The following is a 24473-nucleotide window of genomic DNA, read 5'->3' as shown; positions in this document are numbered from 1 at the left end:
CTAAGAAATAGCATGATTGTTGGGAATAAAAAAGGTCAGCGATTACTGACCTTAGTTCGATGTTAATAATTAACAGCCAGAATCTTCTACATCTACAGTTGGTAAAGCACTGGAGGAGGCTTGAGTATACGTTACGTAACAATGTGTACGCTTTATTGCCATAGCTCCAGAAGCAGTATCTGAAAAAGTTGCAAATAATGAATCGTCAATAATACCGGATGCTAATTTATCACTATCTGATCCTGACTGAATAGCCAAAAGAATACCTGTAGACGTCGCTGATGGGTAACCGTAGGCAGTATCAATATTCTCTATCAGAGTGCTTGATGGTTGAGTTTCTTTCCCTTCAATCACTGATTTACTATAAACAATAGACGCTGCGCTGGTGATTGCACCTTTCAAGCCTTGCAAAGAAGACTTGTGTGCATCAGATTGTAAGTTCAAAAAGCGAGGAGCTGCTGTTACAGCTAGAACACCTAAAATAACTATTACCACTACAAGCTCAATAAGTGTAAAACCACCTTGCCTTTTCATTTTGCCGCCTTTTATATAACCTAACATACCTATTGCTAAGTAGGTTAACTTGTAAGTAAATATAAATAGGCGTTATAGGTCAAATTTACGGTAGATAGCAATATTCTTTTTTAGAATACATGGCGTTATGGAAGGTTATATTTGGATATATAATCCTTTATTTGCGATACGCAGTGAGGTGAATATTGAAATGATAGGCCTTATATATAATTAAAATTAATTTCATTAGGAAATATGTTATTTAATTAGACGCATAAAAAAGACCGACAAAGTCGGCCTTCTGGAGTCTAATATTTTAAGTTAACAATCATTATCAACAACGGTTGCTTTGGCTGATAAATTAGCTGCGGTACTTATCGCCGGATCATATCGAACATAACAGCCATTTGTATCAGTAAACTGACTGGAATCTTGTCCTTTAAATGTAAAGGTCATATCTGAACCGTTTAAAAATACAAGCATCCAATCTTTCTCTAAGCCGTCCACAGCTTTCATTATTCCCGTATCACTATTTGATGGATAACCATATACAATATCGATCCCTTCGATATCTGCTGTAGCTGTAGCTTCTTTACCTTCTATCACAGCCTTACTATAGACAATAGATGCTGCACTAGTCATCGCACCTTTTAAGCCTTGTAAAGAAGACTTGCGTGCGTCAGATTGTAGATTCAAAAAGCGAGGAGCAGCTGTTACAGCTAGGATACCGAGAATGACAATAACTACGACAAGTTCAATAAGCGTAAAGCCAACTTGTTTTTTCATGTTGTTCCCTTTATATGCCCAATTCTAATTGTTACTAAATAGCTTAGTTTCTGAGGTGATTTAAACAAGAGATGTACTAATTTTTTACTATAAATTGACGTCTTAACTACTACTATAAATCTTTGTTCTAAACCAGTAAATAATCGTCAGATATCATAAGTGAAGTATCATATAAGGAGTATGCAGAAGACTATAATTGATCTATGTATTAAAATAAAAAGTCTGACTTCGAAAAAGTATCGAAATCAGACCTTAAACTTCACTTAATAGAAATGTTCAATTTTAGGAAATCACTTCAAAGTGAAGCCAATTTATAAATTCTATTTATTAACAGCTAGTAGCAGTTACGCTAATATCAGGAGTTGATGTTTCCGAGTCAGCCTCTGTATATTGAACATAACAACCAGTATTTTTAATAGCTACTGCACCTGATGCATTGCCGGAAAATGTTGCTACTAGAGTTCCAGCAGTACCAACGACTCCTGGAGTATCTTCTGCATAGACCCATTCATCAGAGTCTTCTAGTCCTTGAACAACCTTAACTAGACCACCTGTTGTTGCAGCAGGATAGCCAAAATTAATTTGTGTCGAGTCATCCAAAGTAGGATAAGCTCCACTAACTTCTTCACGCTCTTTGCCTTCAATCGCAGCCTTACCATAAACGATAGAGCCTGCACCCGCCATTGCACCTTTCAAGCCTTGTAGAGAAGACTCACGTGCATCAGATTGTAGATTCAAAAAGCGAGGAGCAGCTGTTACGGCTAGGATACCTAGAATAACGATAACTACTACAAGCTCAATAAGTGTAAAACCGCCTTGCTTCTTCATATTTTTTACCTTTTATGTATTTAACATACTTGAACTGTTACTAAATATATTAACTCGTAAAATAATATAAACAAGTGATATGCATACTTTTTTATAACATATCGACTCATTTTTTATTTTTATAATCCCTTGTTTTGATAAGGATTATATCAAAGTGTGTTGCTCTTTTTCAGTTACTACATGAAAGTACGACAAAAACGCTCTAAAACTACGTTAAACACCAGTAGTAGCAACACAATACCCAAAAGATCATTGCTACTACTGGTTAATCTTACAAAGCGTTCATGCCACTTTCATTAATTTAAGACTACGTTAACTGCGCCTTTAGACACATCATAATCAAAGTAATGTGCAGGAGCCGTTTGATTACCGCTCAATTGGGTGTAGCGACAGTTATCATTGATAAATTGCGCTGAATATTTGATTGTACTGTCATTACCAGCTTCAGTCGTTGTACCTACTTTCGGTGGATTCTGCAGTAAGTTTTCAAACAATTCTACACAAGCAGTTTCATTCAAACTAACAGGTGACGTTGTTGTTGGTTTAATATCATCAGCAAATGCGATAGGGTAACCATCACGAAGACCAGAATCAGTTCCATTTCCTAGCTCAGATGATGTTAATTGAAAATAACTACCATCATAATCAACAAAATTACTATTTTTATTATCTGTAACGGCACGAGGACGTTGCTCTGCTTCCCACTGCGCGCGAGCCGATAATACAGCGGTAGCGAATCCGCCAGCCACACCTTCTACACTTGCTTCTTTTGCTTTGTCAGTCACGTTTAAGAATCTAGGTAATGCAGCAACAGCTAACAGACCAAGCACCACGATAACGATAACAAGTTCAACCAAAGAAAAACCGGAGTTACGTTTCATAAAAATCCCTCTTGGGTATAAATTTGGACGGCAGATTATATACTTATTGTTTAAATAATCTACTTATAAATAGACATAGATGTACGAAATATCTTCAACTTTCCTTTTGAATAGATAGACTTCCTCCAACCATTTTTATCACTAACACCTCTTGGTTACTAAAAGTATAGGCACATGAATACACGTTACCCTCCTGAAACAATTCGACCGATATAGGTGAATACTCTTGCTTAGATTTTGGCAATATAAATGTCTGCCATGCTTCGCAACTTTGTGCTTCATCCAATATCGGTTTTACCCAGCCTTTATCATTAAACGACACTGTTTTATCGTTAATCTTGGTTTGCATAGGCTTGCCATGCATCTCCCAATGCTGACGCAAATGGTTAGCCCTAAACAGTGCTTTGCTGGCGATTAACGATACTAATGTGCTTTCGGCTTCCGTCCTTATTCGATGCATCGCAGTCAACAATACTGCAATTAAAATCAGCACAACACTGCCCCAAGCAGCCAGTTGCACTAAGTTAGAATTTCGATAACTTGTTTCCACAATTATCCTTGTATCGCATCCAGCATTCCCCACATCGGAAGGAAAATACCCAATGCTAAGATCAGCACCATTCCGGCAACGATCACCAGTAAGATTGGCTCTATGCGAGCAGTCAGTGTTTTAAGATCGTAATCCACTTCACGGTCATAAAAATCAGCGACTTCTATCAGCAACTCATCTATGCGACCTGTTTCTTCCCCGACCGAAATCATCTGCTGAACTAATGGGGTAAATATTCCAGTACTCTTTGCCGCACTGGAAATTGCAGAGCCTGCCTCAATCGCCGCTTTCATTTCTAATAGGCGTGCTTCTAAATATTTGTTGTCCATGGATTCGGCTGATAATGCCAATGCATTATTTAACGGAACGCCTGATTGCAGCATCAAGGAAAATGTTCTGGAAAAACGCGCCAGTTGCGCACGATTGACAATATCCCCCACAACAGGGAAACGCAGTCGAATTTTATCCCAAGTTTCCCGCCCTTCGGCGCGACTGATCCAAGCCTGAAAAGCAAACAGTAAACCGACAATGACTGCGATAATTAAGGTCCAATACTCCACGAAAAAGTTCGACGTTCCAATCAAGATGCGCGTAGGTAATGGCAGATCGACCCCAAAGCGAGCAAACATACTGGCAAATTGCGGAATAACCTTAACGTTAAGCACAAACATCGCAATGCCAATGAAGGACAACACAAATATCGGATAACGCATTGCCGTTTTTATGCGTTTACGAGTTTCTAACTCTTGCTCGTAATAGTGGCTCAACTGCAATAGCGCTTGGTCAAGACGTCCGGTACTTTCACCGACGGAAATCATAGACACAAATAAAGGGCTAAACACATGCGAATGAAGCTGCATGGATGCAGACAAACTGCGACCATTGGTCAGTTCATTACCCACTTCTTCTAATGCTTGTTTAAGTTGCTTGTTACTCGCATCTGAGGTTAAGCCTCGAATGGCGCGTAATAGCGGAATACCCGCTTTGGTTAAGCTGTACATTTGGCGGCAAAATATCACGTACACTTCAAGCGGCACCGCAGGAACAAACATTGCCTTCCAATCGAAGTTGCTTGTTCCCTTCGCTTTACCTGAACGCAGTGAAGTCGGTATGATCCCTTTGTTAATCAATGCTTCTACCGCTAATTCTTGGGTAGCCGCATCGACGAGGCCATTGACTTTTTGCCCTTCGAGGTTTCGTCCTTGATATTTAAAAGTAGCCATAAACCCCTACAAAATATACGGTTCAATAAGGCCAGAGCTGTCACCCTCACCTAAAGTCATCACTTCTTCTAAACTTACAACCCCTTGCAACGCCAACTCCATTGCGGATACCAATAAAGGTTTATACCCTTGGGTATGTCTGGCTTGCTGGGTAAAACCAACGGCGTCATTGGCTCGCAACAGATCCATTAGCGCTTGATCAAATTCTAGTAATTCAAACACACCAACACGGCCTTTATAACCTGTTAAGTTACAGCTTTGACAACCTCGGCCTTTACTAAAGGTCGCATGAGATTGATTTGGGAAGCGCGCTTGCAGCCAAGTTTGTTGGTGCTCACTAACACTGTGAGTTTCACCGCAATCGGTACAGACACGACGAATAAGACGCTGCGCTAATACAGCGCGAACCGAACTTGCAACGAGATAACCCGGCGCGCCCATGTCCATCATACGCAATGCGCTATCCACAGCATCATTGGTGTGCAAAGTACTTAATACTAAGTGACCGGTTAAAGCCGCACGCAAGCCGATTTCGACTGTTTCTCTATCACGCATCTCACCCACTAGAATAATGTCGGGATCTTGACGTAAGAAAGTTCGCAATATGGTGGAGAAATCCAAGTTAATTTTACTATTAACCTGCACCTGATTCACTCGTGGTAATCGATACTCAACAGGGTCTTCCACTGTGATGATTTTCTTACCCGGAGAATTAAGTTCTGTCAGTGCGCCATACAAGGTGGTGGTTTTACCTGAACCTGTCGGTCCGGTAACCAAAATCATTCCATGGGGACGCTTCAATTGATAACGAATGCGCTGTAATAGGTCTTCAGGTAAGCCTGTTTCGTCCAACTGACGCACACCTGCGGTTTGATTGAGCAAACGCATTACCACCGACTCGCCAAACTCCACTGGCATAGTCGACATACGAATATCAATGGATTGCCCTTTGGCATTAATATGAAAACGACCATCTTGTGGTAGACGCTTCTCCGAGATATCCAGATCGGCCATCAGTTTTAAACGAAGCACCAATGCCGAGGCTATATTCACTTCATTTAAAATGGTTTCATGCAAAACGCCATCGACACGTTGCCTTAAACGAAGCACGTTTTCATCTGGTTCAATATGAATATCGGATGCGCCAACTTGTACTGCATCTTCAAACAGGGAATTAATCAGCTTAACAACGGTCACTTCATCGCTGTCTGAATCATCGCTTGCCGAAATGTTAAAACTGTCGGTAGGCTGGTGCTCTGCGTGCAGCTGTTCGGCAAATGAAGCGATATCTTTAGTGCGACGATAATAACGATCAAAACCAGACACTAATTGATGCTCTGCGGCGATAACAAATTCAATGTCGTAATTTGATAGCAGACGCAGTACCGATTCTTGAGCAAACAGATCGGCAGGGTCACTCATTGCCACGCGCACAACATGCTCGCGACAATCGATAACTAAGGCTCTTAGGCGGCGTGCATGCACTTCGGGAAGCAACTGCACGGCATCCACATCTACCTGCGCTAGGTTAAGATCGATCAGTGGTAAGTTTAATTGCTGAGACAAAAACTCAAGTAACTGCTTTTCGGAAATAAAGCCTAACTGAATAAGCGTATCACCGAGCTTTCGCCCCGTTTGTCTTTGTGCATCAAGAGCTTGCTGTACTTGTTCTTCGGAAACAATGTTGCTTTCAACTAACAAATCACCTAAGCGTTTTACAAGTTTAATTGCCACTATCGTCCCCTTCTAATGATTTAAGAAGCTTTAAACGGTCTCGAATAAAGGACTGTGTTTTGCTAGAAACACCGACTAAGCCTATCGCTTTAGTGTAAGAAACCTGTGCATTTTTATAATCTAAACTGCGCTCTTGGGAAATGCCCAACCCTAACCACCAGCGGGCATTCTTAGGATCTTTTTCTGACAGTATTTGATAGCTCTCTAGCGCAACATCGGTATTTTTCACTTCTTGAGCTAGGCCTGCACGCAACGCCAGATAATCATTACTGGCTGTTTTTGGCACCGTAATTAATACACTGAGCGCAGCCTCTGGTTGCTGTTCTTTAATCAACAATTTAGCCAATGAGTAGCGAAGCGCTTCACTCTGGTCATTAAGACGAATGCCGTCTTGCAACGTTGTGGCCGCTTTTCTCAGGTCTTTTCTTCCATAGTAAAGTGCCGCTAATTTTTGGCGGATATTTTCATCACCCGGCACTAAGCGCAAAGCTTTGTTGTATTCAGTAAACGCTGTATTTACATCATTGGAGTCAATTGCCTTCTCGGCTATCGCAACTGACTTATCCGCCAGCTCTCTATGGGTTAACTCAACATGTTCAACCGTCACACTTTCTTGACTCGTTGGCGTGTTCACTTTTGCCAGTAAAATCGGCTCTTCGACTTTAGTTTGAGCTTTTATTGGCGCAGCTTTAACTCTTGCTGTTTTAGCTACAGGTTTAGGCTGAGTTGCAGCAGTCGTTGTTTTAGCCGGAGCGGGTTTTACTTTAACTGGTACAGTTTTCGCTTTAACGACAACAGGCTGAGCTTTTGGCTCATTGGCACTCACCTTAGCAACAGTTTGTTTCGTTGCCTCTTTTTTGACAGGATCAGCGACGGGCACGATAGGTTGCGCACTGTGAATTTTCACCGATTGTTGCACTTTACTGTGCGTCGGGGAAAGCCTCATTGGCTGAGCTTGTTCGGCGGACGGTTGGCTTGGTTGCTGTGATGCCATTTCAGACACCGTCGTTTCCGGCGCAGATTCTTGCTTAGTGGTAATGGCATCTGATGATGTGCTGTATCCAAGGTCTTTTTCTTGTTGCGATACAGCCCAGCCACCAATAGCCATGCTAATGGTAAATCCAGCAATCAACCAGACCAAAGGTTTTGAGCGTTTGATTTTAGGCACTTCGGCCTTGGTTATGCTTTGCCCTTGCGGTTTATCGTTATCCGCTAATTTAGATAGGGCGCTATTCACTACACTCATACTTGTTGCCATCCCCATAAACATGGTGTTTTATATTTTGGCTTTTGCATTACATAGGTATCTTTCATTGCATCGAACAAATGTCGATTGGCGACGGTTTGTTTGTCGCAAGTAAAAGCCAACAACAATGCCTTATGGCACAGCTGATTAATGATTCTTGGAATCCCTGACGCCGACCGCCAAATGGCTTTCTTTTGACGCAAATTAAACAAGTTTTTACTACCACCGCAAGAGGTGATCCTATGATCGATATATGCCGCGGTTTCTTCTAAGGTTAACGGTCTTAGCTCGGCACTAAAGGTGATGCGTTGTCGAAATTGTCGTAAATGATGCAAAGAGAGCCTTTCTTCTAGCTCTGGTTGTCCAATCAATACAATTTGCAGTAGCTTACTATTGATGGTTTCAAGGTTGCCAAACAAACGTATGGTTTCCAACGCTTCATCACTTAACGCTTGCGCCTCATCAATCAAAGCCACTACAGGTTTTCCTGCTTCTCTAAGTAGCAATAATTTTTGTTGAATATTGTCTACAATCGCTCTTTGATCTGTCGTATCAACTTGCAGCTCTTTCGCTATCGCAAAGCGAATGCCATCGCCATCAAGTACCGGATTGGGTAGATAAACCAATGAGTAGTCATGCTCTAGTTGCTCTATCAGCATGCGACACACCATGGTTTTTCCAGTGCCCACTTCTCCAGTTAACTTAATGACACCTTCCCCCATACTGATTGCAGACATCACGGTATTGATCGCCTCATAATGTGGGGCTAATCCGTGAAACAACTCAGTATTTGGCGTTAGGCCAAACGGCGGTTGATTAAAACCAAATCGAGAAAAATACATTATTGCCCTTCAGGGAACCATTCGTTCAATAAATCTCGTGAGCGCTCAATCTCATGTGGCCAAGTATTCACGCCAACAACCGTTGGTTTAAGTAAGATAACCAGCTCGGTTTTTTCACTTAAATTCACAGTGTTACGGAATAAGTGTCCAATACCTGGGATATCACCTAAGAAAGGAACTTTTGAAACGACATCTTTATTTGATGACTTCATCAAACCACCGATAACGACAACATCGCCATCCGACGCTCGAATAATCGTGTCTGACTCACGAATAGAGCTTTTAGCCAGTGGCAATTGAATCACGCCTGCGGTATCACCAAGATCGATAGATTTTACTTCTGTCGACACATCAATAACTGCTGGGTGCACATGCAGCAATACATTGCCTTTGTCATCAATTTGCGGTGTCACATCCAAAGAAATACCTGAGAAAAACGGCGTTAGCTCAACATCTGGCGCAACATTCGCGTTATCACCACTGCCCACTACACTGCTGACGTCAGTCACAAAGTATTCATCTTCACCGACTTTGATCAGCGCTTTTTGGTTGTTGGCGGCGGTCACTCTTGGGCTAGAAAGAACGTTTAAGTCCCCCTGAGTTGCCATAAAGTTCAGTACTGCTTGGAAGTTACCATCTGACACCGTAACACTGGTAGAGCCGCCTAATAGATCGGCGATAGGATCTAAACCTGCTAGCGTAGAAGCCGCGCGGTTTACCACAACATCAGCACCGCCAAGAGAAGCACTCATGTTGCTCCACTCAATGCCTTGTTGGTAGCCATCATTTAGAGTGACTTCTAAAATTTTCGTTTCTAAAATAACCTGACGCTGTAAGCGTTTTTGAGACACGTTAAGGAATTGGCGAACTTCACGAATTTCATTTGGCATAGCACGAATAGTAATCACACTCGCTTGTGGCGACACCACAACACTGCGTCCACCATTGGCACCAATTAAAGTTGACACTGATTTTTCTAATTGAGTCCAGAAGTCACTTTCACTCAAGGTTTCAATATCAGTACCGCCGGTTTTCTCGGTGGATGTGCTTGAAGAAGAACTCGATGAGCTTGAGTCACTACTACTACTAGAACCATCATCTTTAGATGATACTGAGCCATTGGTAATCGACGTTAAAGAACGTCCAATTCGTTTCAGCTGTAAGTAATCAACAGGAATAGTCTCAGTACGCAGTCCTGCAGGGTAAACTTGGATGACTTTGCCACTTTTAACAACATCGTATCCGTAGATATCACGCACGACATTGAGCACTTCATCCATAGTGACGTCAGTTAAGTTTACTGTCACTCTGCCCGTAACATCAGGATGAATAGCAACACTAAACTCAGTACCTTTGACTAAGTTGGCGAAGAAGGCTTTAGCCGGAACGCCATTTGCCTGCACTCTAAAGCGCTTAATCGTCGGTTGTTCAGAAGAGGATAAGCCTTCTAATTCAGGCATCAGATCAGCTTGCACTGAGTCAGGCAGTTCGTCCAAACTTTTGCTATTTGCTTGATTCGCTGCTTCATTCAAAGCTTTCTTGACCTCAACAGGGTCTCTATGGCCCATTGAACATCCAGATAAAATAGCGATAACCATCCCTAGGAAAATAATACGCATAAATTTAATAAAGCCTTATTGTCTGATATCTGAGTTGAAAATTTCTAAGTTCCAAGTTTTTCCGGCACGAACCAAGGTAACTCGTTCAAAAGTTATCGCTTTAATCTGATAACCGGCTACAAACTGCCCATTGGATAAAATCTTATCATTGAGCATCGCAAAGCACTGAGATCCATCATCACAAACGATACTTTGCAAAGTTGGCAAAGGCGCTGTTTTTCGCTTAACCACATTGCTTGATTTCTTGCCATACCATCCTAGTGGTGCCGTTGGGTCTTGAGCCGCATGCGCCACTGAACTTAAAAGAAATAAAAGGGTAATCGCTATCACTCTAACCACTGATAAACTCCTGTCTCGTGCCTAGGGTGTAAACCACTAAAACTAACTCCGCTCTAGGATATTTTTGCACCTTATAATCAAAGCTTCGCCAAAAGTATTTCACAGGCATGCCTTCAAGCTTCGCCAAAAAATCCTTAATATCGAAATATCGACCGGAGATAGTGATTTTGACTGGATGCAAAAAGTAACCGGCACTATCGCTGGTTTTGGTAATCGATTCTGCGGGTAGAGACTGCAAAGACTCTAACTTGAGGTTGTTGCTACTACCTAAGACCGTTTCTAACAACTCAGCCATCTGGCTAGGAGCGATTAAACTATCCACCACATTAGAAAGCTCTTCAGAAAGCTGCTGGTTTGACAGGGTTAGGCTTTTTAGCTTTTTATTAATCTCAGCGTCTGGGTCTCGTTTTAACTTAGCCACCAGCACATTAATATCGGCTTGAGTTAACTGAACCGCGCTGCGCTCTCTTTCTAAGTTTCTTTGCGTGCTCTGTCTTGTCTCAGTAGCAGGGTCTAATAAGAAGGTTAATGAAATTAAAAGAATACTGACCCAACCACCCGCTGAGACTAGCCACTTCTCTCTCTCACTTAAATTAGAGAATCGTTCGCAAAATAATAGCCATTGCTCTTTCATTATTTCACCCCAGCCTTAGATTTAAGCTCAAATGTCACTACATTTTTTTTGTCTCTAGCAATGTGTAATGACTCAAAGGTTCTTCCTACTAATGCGAGCTCTTTCTTAAACTGATTGACCCAACTCGGCACCGCTTTCGGATTACTTGCTACGCCATTAAGGTCTAAACGAGTGCTGGTAATAAGAATGTGTTGTAGTGAAATGTCGTTTCTTGCTTGCGAAGCTAAAGCATCCATAATTCCTGAATAGCCGACTTTTTGTGACTCATCAAATTTACCAACCGCTTGTAGTGAGCTCTTCTTCGCATCAATATCTTGCTCAATTCTCTTGGCTGCATTTAATTTTGCTTGAGTGGGCGTATGACTTGCAAGTTGCTGTTGCAGGCTGGATTTTTCTTTATTTAACAACTCAGATTGAGTTTGAATACTGGTTAATTGTTGCTGAATACTTTGTGCTTGTTGTTTTTCTAAATAAGCTAAGCCTGCAATAACTACAAAAGTAACCACCCACAATGCCACCACTTTATTCAGAGTAAGTAACTCTTGCGTTGGTCGCAGATGCTTAGGATACAAGTTGATGCTATACGAGGATAATTGCGCGACAGTGTTACACAACTCTATTCCACAAGGTAAATGTGGTTGTGACAAAGCATCAATTTTAGGGTTGACCGTATCTTGCAGTTTAGCCACTAACTCTTCAACATTGTCTTCATCACAACAAACGAATAAATGGCGAAATGATGCTTGTGGTAAAGAAGCCGTTAAGTAATCTGCGCTTCGCTGAATATCCAGAGCAAGGGAGTCGTACATAGATGGAGTGCCATGCTCTCCAGTAATGGGAGCAGCAATACCCCGTAAGCTACGATGAAAAACAGGTGTGCCATCCACATAGGCAGCTAATTTATAGCCGTCATTCACACTGCGTCTTAGTAGCAGAAAACTCTGTTGTGCTTCAGTGGAATGCCCCCAAACTTCATCTTCAGTGATGACTCTGGTGACAGTCACATGTTGCGCATTACACACATCTAATAGGGTTTGCAGAGTGTGTTTGCTAATAATGTAAGCTTGTACCTTTTGTCCATCAGGCATCAAACTGGCATCGGCCACAATATCAGAGAATTTTTCGGAGATGAGATCTTTGAGTAAGAAAGGCAGCGCAACCGGCCACTCTTCTTTTGGTATTTGAGGCTTGTCTATCTGATAACTTTGGTAATGCTGAGTGCCAAGAACAATACAAGCCTTACCTTTAGTAGACTTGTTCGAAAGGGCCTCTTTAAGCGCATTCTCCCAATTACCATGTGCTATTGAGTAAAGTTCTGGTGTTTTTTGCGGATGGGATAAATCCGACAGATAAACTCCATCTGCCTGAATAACAATGACTAATTGAAAATCATCATCCTTTGATGATTTTAAGTTCTTCAATTTCGACAACCATGTCATTTTGTATTACCACTTAGTATTTTTAGAGCCAATAAAAAACACTGATTAGTTATTGGTTACTTTATTTTTCCACCTATTCCGTCTTCCTGGAATAGTCGATTTAACCGTCAATGGTTGAGATATAACCGGGGCAATAAAATCACTTTCTTCTGCAAAGAAACGGCCTTGACCACCGTCTATTCCCAGCTCAACTAATTGTTGCCATTCACGCTTTGTCTCTACACCAACCGCTATTACTTTGGTCTCTGTATTTGCACATGCCCCTATAAGGCTACGAATGTACAATTGGTTTTCTGAGCGTCTTTCTATATTGCGTACTAGGCTTCTATGCAATTTGAGATAATCAATGGTCGAATCCTTAATATAGTGCGAACTAATTATGGTGCGTCCAGCTTGATTAACAATGACCTGACAACCTAAAGCAGATAGCATTTTTAACACTCGACGAATAGAGTCTAAGTAAGTCACCATCGGCCCTTCCATAAACTCAAATGCTAATCTTTGTCTTTGTTTAGGTGTTAATTGCAGTAACTCATTTCTAAACCAATCAAAATGAGAACGATACCTAAACGGTTGTGCATAGAGATTGATAGAGTAACATGAATCTAGACTGTCTTGCTTCAAAAATTTAACTACATTTATCAACACGTTCCGATCAAGTTGTCGCTCATATCCTACTTGTCGTATTGCTGGGCTAAACTTAGATGCTTTTAGTATTTCACCTTTTTCATCACGTATTCTGCTAAACAGTTCATGATGAATTAACTCAACTTCCCCTGTGTCATCCAATAAATAACACGGCTGTTTTATTAAGGTTAATTTCGTTGCATCCAATTGTTGGTCAAAAAGAGTTCTCCAACGCACACTGCCTCTTTCTGATGACGGCATACTGCGTTTTTTAAAGCGACTCCAATTGTTAGAACCTTCCAATTGTGCACTTTTTAGTGCGGTTTCAACTTCATTTAAAATATCGCTCTTACGCTCACCTTGTTTATACACTGTCATACCTGCATGAATCCAATTATCAGGATCATGCTCGGGCAAAGGCGCTAACTTACTGGCTTGCTTTAATATTTGAGAGGCTAAGCTAGACACTTCAACTTGCGACTGGTTTGGAATAAGTACCGCAAACGTAGAGTCAAAATAACGCGCAAAAACCACATCAGGAAAACGATTAATACAATTGGTTAGAGCATCGCCTAAAGCAATGATTAAGCGATCTTTCTGCTGCTTACTTTCTGGACCTCGAATCTCAGCCCAATCATTAACCTGAATGATAATAATACCACCCGCAGCATTACTTTCTGTGAGGGTTGACTCTAATTTATTATCAAAAGACAAACGGTTAGCCGCGCCTGTTAATTGATCAAGGAAGGCTTGAGAGCGAATAAATGTATCAAATCGGCTTCTTTCTTGTCGTGCATCTTGTAACTCTGCAATTAACTTATCCAGAGCCTCACTGGCGGTATACGGCCATTCGAGATGATCCCCCACCGCGTATTGTTCAACGCGACCTGCCAATATCATCCTGGCTCTTTCTTCTAATAATTCAGAACCATGCAACTGAACCTTTAACCAGCGAACCCCTTGAATCAAACAAATAACGATTAAACCAAACGCTAGAGTAATTGATGACAGTGCCCCAACGGAGTAATGATAACCAATATAAGGAGGCAACAATTTAATATTAACGGTGTGCGATGGGTTGAGCGTAAGTGGCGTCGAAATAGAGATTAATCGCGTTTTATCGTATCGAGTTTCAGTGTCGTTATACTGGAAAACAACCGCATGAGGCGTAGTGACTTCGAGCTCAATAATATTACTGGCTTTAATCAGTTTAGGTATCCAACGGCGCAACTCACTGGTATTGACGTGCTCGAGGAGTTGCTGATCGATAACTTTAGTCACGCTTTGCACTGAATGCTTGGTGTACTCTTCGCCAAGTTGTTTAAGCGATAGTGCGCCTCCCACAAAGAGGATAAACACTGCGCCAATAACTATCATGGTCACAAATGCAACCAAACGGGTGCTAAGCTTGAGTGAAGGGGTTGCTCTCATGAAGATTCAATCCTTGAATTTCATTGGTAATCTTAAGGATATACAGGTCCGAACCGAATGAAACCATTTTACGAAAAAAATAAGGCTCAGTTACCAAAAATGATCTATTAAAAGGCTATTTTGTTATTTAATGACTCATTACCTATTAATTTAATTTGCATAAAAATACACAAACCCCATAGGTAATATTACTTAAAGTTATACTGGAAATCTGTAGCGCCTCAATAAACAGGTGCACTTTGCCTTTTTGTTCATCAATAATCAACCTTAATGTCTGCATGGCTATGTGAATACGCCACCACCAACTCCATGCACTAGCCGATACGTACAATTACAGCTTACATAGGATTGATATACCGTTACTTTTCCCACTAAAAACACGGTTATTAGTGCTTTCTTTGCCTCAGCAACAAAATTTCACACGTTCAAATATGCATATATACACTCATTAAAAATGGATGGTTTTCGTCCTACAAGCCTTGATTTGTATAGATTTACAGCAAATTCCAGTGTCATTAACTGTGCTTCCATCATTTTAGTTCTAAAGAGTTAGGGGTGTAATAGCCAACGGATATAATGTACTCTTTAAAAGAGACCAAATCATACAAAAGGACTTATGATGAAATGGAAACTAGCCTCACTAGCAATAATTGCTAGTGTTTCAAGCCAAACTCAAGCAGCAGAATGTGGCACAGTGACTATCGCTGACATGAACTGGAATTCAGCGAGTGTTATTGCCAATATCGACCGATTTATCCTTGAACACGGTTACGACTGTGACGCTGAACTGACTCCTGGCGACACCATGCCTACCGCCACTTCCATGATTGAAAAAGGCCAACCCGATATAGCACCGGAACTTTGGACTAACTCAGTTAAAGACGCGATTGAAAAAGGCGTCGAAGAAGGTCGACTTGCTTATGCAGGTAAAGCACTAATTGACGGTGGTGAAGAAGGTTTTTGGGTGCCATCTTATCTCGTTAAACAGTACCCAGAGCTTGCGACTATCGAAGGGGTCAAAAAGCACGCGAAACTATTTACTCACCCTGAAGATCCTGATGTAGCGGGTTTCTACGGTTGCCCTGCAGGTTGGGGGTGTCAGATTTCGGGTGGCAATCTATTTAAAGCTTTAGAACTCGACAAAGCCGGCTTTGAACTGATTGATTCTGGATCAAGTGCTGGTCTTTCAGGTTCTATCGCGAAAGCTTACGAACGTAAAGAAGGTTGGTTTGGTTACTATTGGGCGCCCACCGCAGTACTGGGTAAGTACGACATGGTGAAAGTTGATTTTGGTAGCGGTGTCAACGAACAAGAGTTTGTGAACTGTATTGCGGTTGAAGGCTGTGAAACCAAAACAGTTTCTATGTATCCACCCTCTCCTGTCAACACGGTGGTCGTCTCTAGCTTTGCCAGCAAAAACCCGGCAGCAATGGAATACCTAGCGAAACGTGGCTTTAAAAACAGCGATATGAACAAGCTGTTAGCATGGATGGAAGACGAACAAGCCAGTTCAGAAGACACCATGTATCACTTCTTTGAGACTTCACCTGAAATCTGGAAACAGTGGGTTTCTCCAGAAATTGCTAAGAAAATCACTAGCAACCTCTAATCTCTTCATAAGCCATAAAATAAAGGGTAACTCAATCAGTTACCCTTTCGACTATATAAAGGAATGTATATGTTCGATAGCAGTTGGTTGTCCAGTTTTCCCGAAATCGATCGCTCAACCATGCGCACCATCCGTAAAACATTAGACGGTGCGTATAAAGATTTTTCGAGAGAATATGGCGACTTCATCGAATCCTTATTTGATCCCCTTCTTTCATTTTTGGTGTGGTTTGAAAAGCTATTGCTTGCCACGCCTTGGTTCATCGTACTGGCAGTCATCACCGCCCTTATCTATCTTGCCAGTCGCTCATTAAAACTCACCCTTGGTGGTGTCATCGCACTGCTCTTTATTGGCTATTTAGGGATGTGGGACGACACTATGCGCACCCTAAGTATTATTACGGTTTGTACAGCGCTCGCCATTATTGTCGGTATCCCGATAGGCATAGCAATGGCACGCTCTAATCGAGTGCAAAGTGTTGTTACTCCCATTCTCGACATCATGCAAACTATGCCCGCTTTTGTGTATTTGATTCCTGTGGTCATGCTATTAGGTATTGGCAAAATTCCTGGGCTTATTGCCGTTGTCATCTATGCGATTCCGCCGGTAATTCGCCTAACCAACCTCGGTATCCGCTTGGTTGATAAGGAAGTAATGGAAGCGGCCACCGCCTTTGGCGCAAGCCGCAGTCAGCGCCTATTTGGGGTGCAGTTGCCTTTAGCAATGCCCACTATCATGGCAGGTATCAACCAAACAGTAATGATGGCGCTATCTATGGTGGTGATTGCTTCTATGATTGGCGTGAAAGGCTTAGGCCAGCCGGTATTGAGATCCATTACTAACCAATACTTCACTTTAGGCCTACTCAATGGCTTGGCCATTGTGGTGTTAGCCATTCTTATTGACCGCTCAACCCAGGCTTATGCCAAACGCACCCAAGCTCATTTAGGAGATCTAAGACATGACTAAACCTCTAATTAAGATCTCCGGCCTGTATAAGATTTTTGGTCCTAAACCTGAGTCTGTTTTGCCTTTAGTCAAACAAGGCTTGAGTAAAGACGATGTGCTAGCTAAAACCGGTCACACTGTTGGGCTAAAAGACATCAACCTTGAAATTAACAATGGTGAAATCTTTGTCATCATGGGCTTGTCGGGTTCAGGGAAATCCACGTTGATTCGTCACTTCAATCGTTTAATTGACCCAACTGAGGGGCAAATTGACGTGGAAGGGACAGATGTTATGCAATATGGACCTAAAGAACTGGAAGCATTTCGTCGTCATAAAATGTCGATGGTATTCCAACGTTTTGCTTTATTGCCGCACCGCAAAGTCATCGACAATGTGGCGTATGGCTTAGAAATCCAAGGGGTGGATAAAGCTCAACGTTTGGATAAAGCGTCGCAATGGATAGAGACTGTTGGGCTTAAGGGCTACGATGATCAATACCCTTCTCAACTCTCTGGCGGACAGCAGCAGCGAGTGGGTTTAGCGCGAGCCTTATGTACTGATGCTGAAATTCTATTGATGGATGAGGCTTTTTCTGCACTTGATCCTCTCATTAGAAGTGAAATGCAAGATCAGTTGATTGAACTACAAGAGAAGCTACATAAGACCATTATATTCATCACTCATGATCTTGATGAAGCACTGCGCATCGGTGACAAAATTGCCATTTTGAAAGACGGTGAATTGGTCCAGCAAGGGACTCCTGATGAAATTCTACTTAACCCTGCTACCGCTTATGTGGAAGCATTTGTAAAAGACGTCAACAGAGCTCGAGCACTGACAGTGGAAACGGTAATGCAAAAACCATCGTTACGCATTACTCACAGCACCATAGAAGGTGCGCTAAAACAGATGAGAAACTCTGTCCATGACTATGGCTACCATGTTACCGATGAGGGTTATCAAGGTTTAATTACCGAAGAAGCGCTGCAAGAAGCGGCCGATGACGATGCTATCGATAATATCGAACCTAGCTTGTATGAAGATGTACCGACTATCTCTTGTGAATCTGCCATTGAGGAGGTTCTGACTGAAGCGATTTCATCGGATTACTCATTACCTGTGATTAATGATGAAGGCGAGCTAGAAGGCACTTTAGAAAGAGAGAAAGTAGCGGATATATTCTCAGATAAAGAAACGAAAGACAGTAGTAAAGATGAACAAGAGCAAACTAAAGAAGCAAACGCCTAACTCTAGGAAAAACGCTACCTTTTATTAGCTCGAATAAAGGTCTGATAGCTAACACTTATTATTTGTTAACTATCAGACCTTTTCTTTTTCGTGCTCAGCAAAAGCCTCGTATAGGAAATCTAAGAACAAACGAATTCGTTTTGGCTGATGCCTTTTATCCAGATAATACACTTTAAGATCAGTGCTGCTTTCTGTGGTTGCAGAGCTGAAATTTTTTACATAGTCATCAAGCACTGTACACAAGCGACCTTGCTCAACATCGGATTGAATATCTAAGCGTGACTTCATCACAATCCCATACCCACTTAAGGCCAGTTGCTTAATGATCTCTCCATCATCAGACAAGTACTTAGGATTGACGACCACAGATTGTAATTTGGCACCCTTTCGAAAATACCAAGTTTTTAGCTCCTGTTGAGAGCTCAACATCACCAAAGCGGCATGATCTTTTAAATCGTTTGGCGTATTTGGCACACCCTGTTGTTTTAAGTATTGCGGTGAGGCGCACAATACTCTTTCACTTTCGCCTAATCGTCGTCCAATGATGTTGACATCATCCAACTCCCCATAGCGAATCACAATATCAACACCACTTTCGGTCACGTTGTGGACATGATCATTAAGATAAAGGTGTGGCGTCACTTCAGGGTACTTGGCTGTAAAATTGGTGATTATAGGTAAAATGAGTCGTTTACCTATATCTTTTGGGGCGATGATTTTTATGGGGCCCTGCGAAGAGCGAACCCCTTTGGTAATGAGGTTTTCTACTTCATAGACACTGTCTAAAATATCCAAACACGAGCGATAGTAAATCTCACCAGAATCAGTCAATGAAATATGTCGAGTAGTACGGTTTAATAATTTAACTCCGTAGCGATCTTCTAACGTCTTCAAGCGGGTAGTAATAGAAGCCGGCGATACTCCTAACTCACGCGCAGCCCCTGCCATACTTTGCAATTTAACAATGACAGCGAACATCTGCATATCCGAGAATTTACCCATAACCGCCCTTTACTATTTAACCATTCTAAATAATGTATTCATTTTTAACCCAATTATCAAATTATGCATAACAATCCATAATATCCACAGATAATCCCGTCAGCATAACTATCGGAGCTGAAAATGAACCAACAAAAAATGCCAATGCAGGTATGGATATTAACACTGGCAGCTTTTGCCATAGGCACCGCCGAATTTGTCATTGCAGGCATATTGCCGCAAATAGCCACCTCGCTATCCATTACAGAAGGGCAAGCCGGCTACCTAATCAGTGCTTACGCATTAGCCATTGTCATTGGTGGTCCAATATTGACCATCTACCTTGCTAAGTTCAATAAAAAGAACGTTCTCATTGGCTTAATGGGACTGTTTATCTTAGGCAATATTCTTTCAGCTCTTGCACCTAATTACACTTTACTATTGGTTAGCCGCGTTATTGCAGGCCTAGTTCAAGGTCCTTTCTATGGTATTGGCGCTGTTGTTGCCACTAATCTAGTGTCAGAAAAAATGGCAGGACGAGCGGTAGGACAAATGTTTGCGGGCCTCACCTTAGCCAACGTATTAGGCGTTCCTGCTGGTACTTGGATCAGCTTGACATTCGGTTGGAGCAACACCTTCTTCACCGTAGCCGCATTTGGCGCTGTAGCACTTGTGTTTATCATGCTTGCTATTCACTCATCAGGTCATAGTGAAGCCAAAAGCATCAAAACTCAGCTACTTGCCTTTAGAAACCCTATGCTACTGATCAGTTTGGCCATTACCGCTTTTGCATGGTCAGGGTTTATGACTCTGTATGGCTACATTGCTCCTATCGCAATGCACGTGACTGGTTTTGGGCAAGACTCTGTTACTTGGATATTAGTCTTAGTTGGTGTTGGTTTAATTATTGGTAACACCTTAGGCGGACGCTCTTCAGATAAAAGTCTCGCTAAAGCATCGATGTTTTGGGCTGTTGCATTAATTGCTTCACTGCTACTGGTTGGCGTATTTACCGACAATAAAGTGCTGTTTGTTATCTCATTGTTTATATTTGGTATTGCTTCATTTGCCAATGTACCTGCAATGCAATTACGAGTTATGAACCATGGTGGTGAAGGTCAAGAGCTAGCAGCGACCGCCAACATCTCTGCTTTTAACTTGGCAAACGCATTTGGTGGCTTCCTTGGTGGAATGGTATTGGATGGACACCTTGGTGCGAGCATGATCCCGTACACCGCTATCGTTGTACCTCTTATTGGATTATTCTTAATTGCCAAAGCCAATAAAGCGGAAGAAAAAATTTCATCAAATGTTGAAGATGCGGCGGCAGTAACCGCTAGCTAAACTTCCCATAAGCAAAATATAAGCAAAAGCCCCTTAATAACAAGTTATTAAGGGGCTTTCTATTTATTCGCCACAGACGGATTATTCTTTAAGATAAATCATCCAGAAGTAGATACCGACAAACAGGCCACCACCAATGATATTGCCTATGGTGACTGGAATCAGGTTATTAACAACAAAGTCGGCCACATTAAGGTCAGCGTAGTTCGCAATGTTAGCGCCGGTCATTTGCCAGAACTCAGCCGGAGCAAAAGTTTTAATCGCAATCGCCATAGGGACTTGGAACATATTCGCAATACTATGCTCAAAACCGGATGCCACAAACATCGCTACAGGAAGAATCAAAATAACCACTTTATCTGTTAGCGAACGAGCACTAAATGTCATCCAAATAGCAAGACATACTAATAGGTTACACATAAGCCCAAGAGCTACAGCTTGCCAAAATGTATGATGCAATTTGTGTTGTGAGATAGCCATGGCATTCAACCCCATCAGCCCACCGTCACTCATATACTCTTTAGTAATCATCATAATGATGATAAGCAAAGATGCGCCCACAAAGTTGCCCACATACACAACCGCCCAGTTTTTAAAAAGGGCGCGCCATGTCACTCGACCACTGGCTTTTGCAACCAAAGTTAATACGCTACTGGTGAACAATTCACCACCGGTAATGACCACAAGAATAAGACCTAAGCTAAACGCCAATCCCCCCATAAGTTTAGCCATGCCATAAGGCATTTCTGCAGCGCCCGTAGTGACAACTGTATAAAAGACGAATGCAATACCGATGTGCATACCTGCAGCAACTGCGAGTAGAAAAGATTTTAATTGGTTTTTATTTACTTTGCTTTCTCCCACCTCTGCGGCGCGCTCTGCCATCTGTGGAGGTAAAAGAGATTCAAACGATGTAGGGTTTTGATCTGCCATTTTCTGCTTATTTCGTGGTTGAATTAAAGTGAACGCAGAATTTACGTTGTATCAAGAATGTTTCATAGTGCTAATTGTGCAACCTTAAGTTGCTTTTCATTAACCATAAACACCCAAAACATCATCATTAAAAACAAGCCAAATAACCTAAATTTAATCAACAAGACTCATTATATCTTTATTTTTTAAATGGTTACAATAATCATACAAATAGATTCTAATGTATTGCTTTGCTTGTAGCCCACCCATGTTCATATATAAATTGTCTTTCATATCTGCTGTTTTTCTAGATAATAGAGCCAAATCTATTCATGTCTAAATCTAAAATGACCGAAGAAATAATTAAAAAGAATGAGTCGGTAAGCCGAGTATTTTGGCGATTTGCTATCCCATCTGTGGCTGCAATGCTAATTAATGGCTTATATCAAATTATTGATGGGATTTTTGTTGGTCATTATGTCGGTTATGCCGGCCTTGCGGGTATCAATATGGCCTGGCCGATTATTGCGACGGTAATGGGATTTGGCATTTTAATTGGCATGGGCGCTGGAAGTTTACTCTCTATGTTTCGAGGGGAAAGGCAATTCCAAAAAGCAGCCTTGGTATTACAAACCTCTATAGGCTTAACCATTGTATTCTCACTCATATCTATGCCTATAGTGGCAATATGGGGAAAAGAGTTATTGATACTGCAAGGCGCAATGGGTGATTCACTCCTGCACGGTAATGATTACTTAAAAGTCTTTATCTATAGCGCCCCTGCGGCAATAGCTTCAGCCGTCATACCTATGCTCGTACGCAATGACAACAGCCCTAAAATTGCCACCACACTGACTATCATTGGCGCGGTCCTAAATATTGTGTTGGATTACCTGTATATAGGTGTATTAGCGCAGGGCCTGCAAGGTGCTGCTATTGCAACAGCGTGGTCACAATCGGTGGTCATCTTATTGGGAATAATTTATTTTCTGTCGCATCATGCTGAAATTCGACTCACTCGCCTAGCATTCGATATGAAGAAAGCGATTCGCATCTGTCACTTAGGTGCATCTAGCATGGTGATGTTTGCTTATTTTTCTTTTGTGATTGCGTTGCACAATCGACTGTTAATGGAATACGGCAGTGAAGTTCATGTAGGCGCATTCGCAATTATTGGCTATATCGCCACCATGTACTATCTGTTTGCGGAAGGGATAGCATCGGGCATGCAACCGCCGATCAGTTATGACTTTGGTGAACAGCGCTATCACCGCATCAAAGGAACCTTAATGTTAGCCCTTAAAGTGGTGCTAATTTCAGGGATTATCACCGTTGCCCTTCTTGTAGTATTTCCTGAGTTTTTTATTCGTTGGTTTTCTGATTCAACAGAGTTAATCGCAACAGCTGTTGCCGGAATGCGCTTGCATTTATGTGCGTTATTTCTCGATGGCGTGTTATTTTTGGCGTCAGTCTATTTCATGGCTGTAGGAAAAGCAGGCAAGGCCATGTTTGTATCGATAGGCAATATGGTTGTGCAACTCCCTTTCTTATTTTTTGTACCACAATGGCTTGGTGTGGATGGTGTTTGGTTAGCGGTTCCTATGTCAAATGTGGTGCTAACCCTAGTGGTGGTGCCTATGTTATGGAAGGATCTGACAATATTGATGAGCAAAAAGGTGGTGATTAATGACGCAACCACTGTCACCACCTCTTAGGCTTTATTTGTGATAATTTACTGGCGATAGACGCAACACATCACCGCAGGTAAGTGCTAAAAATATCGCTAAAAAATACTTATAATGCAATAAGGTAATCCAACATACCAATAATGGCTGCCACTTGCGCACGATTACACTGCTCCGGAGTTGCCTTGGTGCTGTCGGGGTAGACTTCTGTTGTTGTGGTGTATTTTGCCTGACTAAAGCCAGCACACAAACCTAGTGCCTGTAGTGGATAATTGATAACACCATGTTGTACTACTTCAGATCCAATAATTGTGCCATCTGGATCGGCAGGCGCAATGTGGGTGACCTTTTGTACTGACTCTATAATAGCAGCCTGCATATCCGCACATGGATTTTCAGTATCACCAACGGTATAAAAACCATCAGGAATCGAACCCTCTATATAGCGCTTTCCATCACGAGCGGCCAATGCCGGACGAAACTCTTGCTCGTCACTATCGGTAGTTTCATGCAAATCGATATGAGCGAAAATTTCGCCCCCTAGATCTTGTACAAACTTCATCACTAATGCAGATTCTGATGCTGGGCTATTTTTTATAAATGAACGGTTGGGATCGATAGCATCAGGATTCCAACGATTAATAATTTCGTATCCCCATGGAGACACACATGGTGCAACAAGCAAATTAAAGTGAGCTAAATATTGAGAGGCGGTTTCTTTTAAAAACAAAAGCGCACCTTGCACTCCGCTCGTTTCATAACCATGCACACCACCGGTAATCAGCACCGTAGGTTTGTGCTCATCCCATGACTTCGACTTAAATCCAAACAGTGGATAACAACCTAAGTCATACTCAAGTTCGCCATATTGAATACGCTCAAATTCATCACCAATCTGATCCATTTTTAGCACGACATCTTGTTGATAAGAACGTTGAATTATTTGGCTTTCACGCCATTTTTGAACCTCTTTTGATGTCCATTTTGTTCCTGGTACACCAATTGGGTAAAAGTGTGCTTGTTGCATGAGCGTATTCCATAATAAATAAAGAG

The 24473-nt window shown here is 41.8% G+C and carries 22 protein-coding genes; 5 read left to right on the top strand and 17 right to left on the bottom strand.

Features of this window, described 5'->3' with window-relative positions:
- Positions 1 to 69: 69 nt before the first annotated feature.
- From VHA01S_RS01330 to csrD, 14 genes are all read right to left on the bottom strand, one after another.
- Positions 70 to 534, bottom strand: a complete 465-nt coding sequence (locus tag VHA01S_RS01330; RefSeq protein WP_039969917.1) for a prepilin-type N-terminal cleavage/methylation domain-containing protein — start codon at positions 532 to 534, stop codon at positions 70 to 72.
- A 300-nt stretch (positions 535 to 834) separates the two neighbouring features.
- On the bottom strand, positions 835 to 1299 hold the full coding sequence (locus VHA01S_RS01325) for a type II secretion system protein (RefSeq protein ID WP_023402551.1): 465 nt from the start codon (positions 1297 to 1299) through the stop codon (positions 835 to 837).
- A gap of 327 nt (positions 1300 to 1626) precedes the next feature.
- Positions 1627 to 2127: a type II secretion system protein gene (locus VHA01S_RS01320; RefSeq protein WP_023402550.1), complete on the bottom strand. Its 501-nt coding sequence runs from the start codon at positions 2125 to 2127 to the stop codon at positions 1627 to 1629.
- Positions 2128 to 2423: 296 nt separating this feature from the next.
- The gene (locus tag VHA01S_RS01315) at positions 2424 to 3008 is read right to left on the bottom strand and encodes a prepilin-type N-terminal cleavage/methylation domain-containing protein (protein WP_023402549.1); all 585 of its coding nucleotides are present in this window, start codon (positions 3006 to 3008) and stop codon (positions 2424 to 2426) included.
- Positions 3009 to 3102: 94 nt separating this feature from the next.
- Positions 3103 to 3558: a hypothetical protein gene (locus VHA01S_RS01310; protein WP_023402548.1), complete on the bottom strand. Its 456-nt coding sequence runs from the start codon at positions 3556 to 3558 to the stop codon at positions 3103 to 3105.
- Positions 3559 to 3560: 2 nt separating this feature from the next.
- Complete coding sequence (locus VHA01S_RS01305; protein ID WP_023402547.1) at positions 3561 to 4781, bottom strand: type II secretion system F family protein; 1221 nt, start codon at positions 4779 to 4781, stop codon at positions 3561 to 3563.
- Between the two features lie 6 nt (positions 4782 to 4787).
- Positions 4788 to 6515 (bottom strand): GspE/PulE family protein, encoded by a 1728-nt coding sequence (locus VHA01S_RS01300; RefSeq protein WP_023402546.1) that lies wholly within the window; start codon positions 6513 to 6515, stop codon positions 4788 to 4790.
- Positions 6505 to 7761 carry a tetratricopeptide repeat protein gene (locus tag VHA01S_RS01295; protein ID WP_023402545.1) on the bottom strand — a complete coding sequence of 419 codons (1257 nt, stop codon included), beginning with the start codon at positions 7759 to 7761 and terminating at the stop codon, positions 6505 to 6507. The genes VHA01S_RS01300 and VHA01S_RS01295 overlap by 11 nt, the downstream gene beginning before the upstream one ends.
- Positions 7758 to 8603, bottom strand: coding sequence for an ExeA family protein (locus VHA01S_RS01290; protein WP_023402544.1), 846 nt, complete (start codon positions 8601 to 8603; stop codon positions 7758 to 7760). The genes VHA01S_RS01295 and VHA01S_RS01290 overlap by 4 nt, the downstream gene beginning before the upstream one ends.
- Complete coding sequence (mshL, locus tag VHA01S_RS01285) at positions 8603 to 10222, bottom strand: pilus (MSHA type) biogenesis protein MshL (RefSeq protein ID WP_023402543.1); 1620 nt, start codon at positions 10220 to 10222, stop codon at positions 8603 to 8605. Before mshL ends, VHA01S_RS01290 begins: the two co-directional genes overlap by 1 nt.
- A 15-nt stretch (positions 10223 to 10237) precedes the next feature.
- On the bottom strand, positions 10238 to 10561 hold the full coding sequence (locus VHA01S_RS01280; RefSeq protein WP_023402542.1) for a hypothetical protein: 324 nt from the start codon (positions 10559 to 10561) through the stop codon (positions 10238 to 10240).
- On the bottom strand, positions 10554 to 11195 hold the full coding sequence (locus VHA01S_RS01275; RefSeq protein WP_023402541.1) for a type 4a pilus biogenesis protein PilO: 642 nt from the start codon (positions 11193 to 11195) through the stop codon (positions 10554 to 10556). Before VHA01S_RS01275 ends, VHA01S_RS01280 begins: the two co-directional genes overlap by 8 nt.
- Positions 11195 to 12616 (bottom strand): hypothetical protein, encoded by a 1422-nt coding sequence (locus VHA01S_RS01270; protein WP_240432740.1) that lies wholly within the window; start codon positions 12614 to 12616, stop codon positions 11195 to 11197. Before VHA01S_RS01270 ends, VHA01S_RS01275 begins: the two co-directional genes overlap by 1 nt.
- A 63-nt stretch (positions 12617 to 12679) precedes the next feature.
- Positions 12680 to 14692, bottom strand: coding sequence for an RNase E specificity factor CsrD (gene csrD / locus VHA01S_RS01265; protein WP_023402539.1), 2013 nt, complete (start codon positions 14690 to 14692; stop codon positions 12680 to 12682).
- 619 nt (positions 14693 to 15311) lie between these two features.
- On the opposite strand from csrD, the gene VHA01S_RS01260 reads away from it, so the two are divergent.
- The 3 genes from VHA01S_RS01260 (at position 15312) to VHA01S_RS01250 (ending at position 18498) form a co-directional block, all read left to right on the top strand.
- Positions 15312 to 16301, top strand: a complete 990-nt coding sequence (locus VHA01S_RS01260) for an ABC transporter substrate-binding protein (RefSeq protein WP_023402538.1) — start codon at positions 15312 to 15314, stop codon at positions 16299 to 16301.
- Between the two features lie 69 nt (positions 16302 to 16370).
- Positions 16371 to 17270 carry an ABC transporter permease gene (locus tag VHA01S_RS01255; RefSeq protein ID WP_023402537.1) on the top strand — a complete coding sequence of 300 codons (900 nt, stop codon included), beginning with the start codon at positions 16371 to 16373 and terminating at the stop codon, positions 17268 to 17270.
- Positions 17263 to 18498 (top strand): quaternary amine ABC transporter ATP-binding protein, encoded by a 1236-nt coding sequence (locus tag VHA01S_RS01250; protein WP_023402536.1) that lies wholly within the window; start codon positions 17263 to 17265, stop codon positions 18496 to 18498. Before VHA01S_RS01255 ends, VHA01S_RS01250 begins: the two co-directional genes overlap by 8 nt.
- A gap of 72 nt (positions 18499 to 18570) precedes the next feature.
- On the opposite strand, the gene VHA01S_RS01245 is transcribed toward VHA01S_RS01250, so the two are convergent.
- Positions 18571 to 19500 (bottom strand): LysR family transcriptional regulator, encoded by a 930-nt coding sequence (locus VHA01S_RS01245; protein ID WP_023402535.1) that lies wholly within the window; start codon positions 19498 to 19500, stop codon positions 18571 to 18573.
- 123 nt (positions 19501 to 19623) lie between these two features.
- On the opposite strand from VHA01S_RS01245, the gene VHA01S_RS01240 reads away from it, so the two are divergent.
- Positions 19624 to 20823 carry an MFS transporter gene (locus VHA01S_RS01240; protein WP_023402534.1) on the top strand — a complete coding sequence of 400 codons (1200 nt, stop codon included), beginning with the start codon at positions 19624 to 19626 and terminating at the stop codon, positions 20821 to 20823.
- Between the two features lie 81 nt (positions 20824 to 20904).
- Here the strand turns inward: VHA01S_RS01240 and focA are convergent, their stop codons facing one another.
- Positions 20905 to 21756, bottom strand: a complete 852-nt coding sequence (gene focA, locus VHA01S_RS01235) for a formate transporter FocA (RefSeq protein ID WP_023402533.1) — start codon at positions 21754 to 21756, stop codon at positions 20905 to 20907.
- Positions 21757 to 22067: 311 nt separating this feature from the next.
- Between focA and VHA01S_RS01230 the strand changes: the two genes are divergently transcribed.
- On the top strand, positions 22068 to 23450 hold the full coding sequence (locus VHA01S_RS01230) for an MATE family efflux transporter (protein ID WP_023402532.1): 1383 nt from the start codon (positions 22068 to 22070) through the stop codon (positions 23448 to 23450).
- Between the two features lie 79 nt (positions 23451 to 23529).
- Here VHA01S_RS01230 and VHA01S_RS01225 read toward each other — a convergent pair whose 3' ends face one another.
- On the bottom strand, positions 23530 to 24447 hold the full coding sequence (locus VHA01S_RS01225; protein ID WP_023402531.1) for a M14 family metallopeptidase: 918 nt from the start codon (positions 24445 to 24447) through the stop codon (positions 23530 to 23532).
- Positions 24448 to 24473: the final 26 nt, after the last annotated feature.

Origin of the sequence: Vibrio halioticoli NBRC 102217 (assembly GCF_000496695.1) — a bacterium.
Taxonomy (GTDB): Bacteria; Pseudomonadota; Gammaproteobacteria; order Enterobacterales; family Vibrionaceae; genus Vibrio; species Vibrio halioticoli.
The sequence above is the reverse complement of the archived record's forward strand: the minus strand, read 5'-3'. Positions and strand labels throughout refer to the sequence as shown.